Source organism: Rugamonas violacea, assembly GCF_016461825.1.
In the GTDB taxonomy this organism is placed as follows: domain Bacteria; phylum Pseudomonadota; class Gammaproteobacteria; order Burkholderiales; family Burkholderiaceae_D; genus Rugamonas.
In genome coordinates this window covers 167,055-170,755 of the sequence record NZ_JAEMNU010000079.1, presented here as the reverse complement: position 1 = coordinate 170,755, position 3,701 = coordinate 167,055, and the positions used below count along the sequence as shown (strand labels likewise).

The following is a 3,701-nucleotide window of genomic DNA, read 5'->3' as shown; positions in this document are numbered from 1 at the left end:
CTGCGCAAGCAAGGCCACAGCATGCTCGACGTGCTGTACCGTGCATTTATTGGCGATCCGATCATGCCTGCTGCATAGCGGCTGAACAGTTACATTACAAGTTGGTGTTCGATTTATTTTTTTTCAGACTACTCAAGGAGATTTCAAGAAATAAATTGTTGATCTTGCAAAAAAGGTGCTTGCTGGGAGCGTCATCGCCGTTCACGATATTCCAAAATATATGAAACTTAGTGTTCAGTCAAAATCCCTTGATTTCGCGCCGGAAAATGCTATCGGCACACTAATAGCCGACCACAAAAATATGTTTGTGTCAGTGCCGCTTTCCCATTCAAATTTTGAGTTGCCATATGAGTTGTTAGCTGATGTGAGTTCAGCAGAAGTATTGTCGGCGGCAGAAAATGCCCTGGGACGTCTTCTCGCCATGCAGAACTCGCTCTGCGGCGCCGCTGCATCGCATTAGAAGACTTCGCACAAGTGTCAAATTGTCGTTCCCGCGCAGGCGGGAACCTATACGTCGCATCTTATCCAGCGCAGCATGGGTTCCCGCCGGCGCGGGAACGACAATTTGCTGGTTATTCGATGTGCCCTTCAGCGCCGCTCCGGACCGAACCGCTGGCAACGGTTCCTATGCCACTGCCTCGCATATTGGCGATTCCCGAGCCGCTCCTCTTGGCGCACCAATTCACCCGTCGCTGAACCGCCGGCACCCGCCTACTCTCCGCCGCCACCTCTCCCTCCGGCGTGACAATTCGCGTATATTCGCGCGGGACGTTCGCGTATATTTATTTCCAAATTGAATGATTGCCGCTTGCTTATGCCGAGCCCGCCGCCACCGCTGGCTCTGCTTGCAAGCTCCCCCGTCCCGCCACTCCTAGCCCGGAATCCACCACCATGAGCAATGACGTCTCCTTTCATTTGAACGGCAAACTGGTCCACCTGCACAACCCCGCGCCCGACCTGCTGCTGATCGACTATCTGCGTTCGCCCGAGGTGGCGCTGGCCGGGCCGAAGAAGCCCTGCGGCCAGGGCGGCTGCGGCGGTTGCACGGTGATCCTGTCGCACTGGGACGGCGAGCAGCCGCAGCACCGCGCCATCAACTCCTGCCTGCGCCCGGTGTGCGCGCTGGGCGGCCAGGTGGTCACCACGGTGGAGGGCACGGGCGCGGTGCGTAAACCGAATCCCGAATTCCTGCTGCACGCCGCCACCGCCTCGCGCGGCGGCGCGCCCGTCGGCCTGCCGCCTGCGCCGGCGCTGGCCGAGGCGCAGCAGCAGGCGCAGGACAAGCGCGCCCAGGTGGCCGTGGCGGTGGCGCTGGCGCGCGACCTGCCGCAGACCGGCGCCAGCCTGCAGCTGCGCGACGTGGCCGAGCATCCGTCCGACGCCGAGCACGCCGGTATGAATCCGGTGGCGCACCGGCTGGCGCTGAACAACGGCAGCCAGTGCGGCTACTGCAGCGTGGGCTTCGTGATGAACATGTCCGAGTTCATCGTCAACCATCCGCTGGCCACCAAGAAGGAGATCGAGGACAGCTTCGACGGTAACATCTGCCGCTGCACCGGCTACCGCGCCATCCTCACCGGCATGAAGACCTTCGCCTCCGACTGGAGCGCCGAGGACGAGAAGCAGCGCATGAAATGTCTGGAGGACGACGGCTGCGCCGCCCAACTGCCGGCCAACGTGGCGATCCCCTTCCCGCCACGGGCGCGCGGCCCGGCCCAGCCGGTCAACGCCCATGGCGGCGGCCAGAGCTGGCGCACCCCGGTCACGCTCGACGAGCTGGCCCAGCTGATGCACGGCGCGCGCGGCAGCCGTCTGCGCCTGGTGCACGGCAACACCTCGTTCGGCATCTACAAGGACGAGTTCGCGCCGACCAAGCTGTTCGCCGACATTCGCCTGATCGCCGACTTGAACCAGGCCAGCCGGGTCGAGGGCGACGCGCTGCGCGTCGCCGCCGGCATCGACTACAACACCCTGATCGCCGTGCTGGGCGCGCAGATGAAACTGCACTGCGGCGGCGAAACCAGCAGCCTGGCCGCCGTCCAGTTCATGGCGCGGCGCACCGCCGGGCGCATCGTGCGCAACGCCGCCACTTTGGGCGGCAACAGCATGCTGGTGCTGGCCCACATGGCCGCCGGCAGCGGCGAGCCTTTCCCGTCGGACGCGCTGACCGCGCTGGCGGCGACCGGCGCGCGGGTGGAATACCTGCACCTCGACGGCGCCGGCAAATTCCACCAGCACGTGCACACCGTGGCCGAGTTGGTGCGGCGCGTGCTCGACCAGCCGGCCCTGCTCGACGAGATCGTGCTGCGCGCCTTCCTGCTGGCGCTGCCGGTCGAGAACCAGGTGGTGCTGGCGCAGAAGGTGGCGCTGCGCGAGGTCAACGCGCACAGCATCGTCAATGTCTGCAGCGCGCTGCGCTTCGGTGACGGCGCCGCCGTCGAGCAGGCCGCGCTGGTGTTCGGCGGCATCGCCCCGTATCCGTGGCACGCCAGCGCCACCGAGGCCGCGCTGCAGGGCCAGACCCTGGCGCTGGACCAGCTGCCGGCGCTGTCGGCCGTGCTGGAGCAGGAGGTGCGCGCCGAGCTGCGCTTATGGGCCGCGCGCATGCACGGCCTGCCCAGCGAGGGCTTCACCGACGAGTACCGCGTCCAGCTGGCGCTGGCCTTCTTTTACAAGGCGGTGGTCAACGCGCTGCCGCAGCGCGGCGTCGAGGTGCCGCCGCAGATCGCCTCCAGCGGCGAGATCACTTGGGGCAAATGGCCGGTCAGCGACGGCCGCCAGCACTACGCCACGCAGGACTTCAAGCGGCCGGTGGCGCAGCCCTACATCAAGATCACCGCGATGTACCAGGCCTCCGGCCAGCTGCACTACACGCAGGAGCTGGCGGTGCCGCCGCGCACGCTGAACGCCGCCTTCGTGCAGAGCAAGCGGGCGCTGGGCAACTACCACTTCGCCGTGCCCGGCAAGGCCGGCGCGGCCAGCCTGGCCGAGCTGCGCGAGCACCTGAGCCGGCACGACGCCGACTTCGTCGACCTGATCACCCACCACAACATCAAGAACGGCGGCATCAACCTGCAGGGCATGGGCATGGACCAGCCCTTGCTGGCCGAGCAGATGGTCAGCTACGTCGGCCAGTCCATCGCGCTGGTGCTGGCCGACACCGAGCAGCAGGCCGTCGCCCTGGCCGAGTACGTGACCACGCACTGCATCGGCTACACCGACGTCGACTGGCCGGCGCCGTGGAACCGTCCGGTCACCACCTTGGAGGAGGCGATCCGCATCGGCAGCGTGTTCCCCGACTCGCCCAAGTCGGCCAGCTATGTCTCGCACATCTGGAAGATCACCCGGCCCGGCAGCAATTTCGATTGGACCAGCGACAAGCAGCCGCTCGACCGCGCCATCGTGCGGCGCGCCACGGCCATCGCCGGCGCCGACTGCCTGGTGGTGGAAAGCTCGCAGCTCAACGGCGGCCAGGTGCACTTCTACATGGAGACGCAGGCGGTGATCGCCGAGCCGGCCGACCAGGGCCGCATCACCATCCGCCCCTCGACGCAGAGCCCGATGGAGATGCACCAGACCACGGCGATGGCGCTGGGCGTGGCCTACCACCAGGTCGACGTCAAGGTGGTCTCGGTCGGCGGCGCCTTCGGCGGCAAGACCGAGCCGACCCGTTTCGTGGTCGGCCCGGCGGCGGTGGCGGC

Annotated in this window: 2 protein-coding genes; both read left to right on the top strand. The window is 66.3% G+C overall.

The window, feature by feature from the left end; genetic code table 11:
- Nucleotides 1-220: 220 nt before the first annotated feature.
- Nucleotides 221-460, top strand: coding sequence for a hypothetical protein (locus H7U20_RS15735; protein ID WP_199760095.1), 240 nt, complete (start codon nt 221-223; stop codon nt 458-460).
- 431 nt (nt 461-891) lie between these two features.
- Nucleotides 892-3,701 (top strand): molybdopterin cofactor-binding domain-containing protein (locus H7U20_RS15730; protein WP_199760094.1); only part of this gene is annotated, 2,810 nt, incomplete at its 3' end.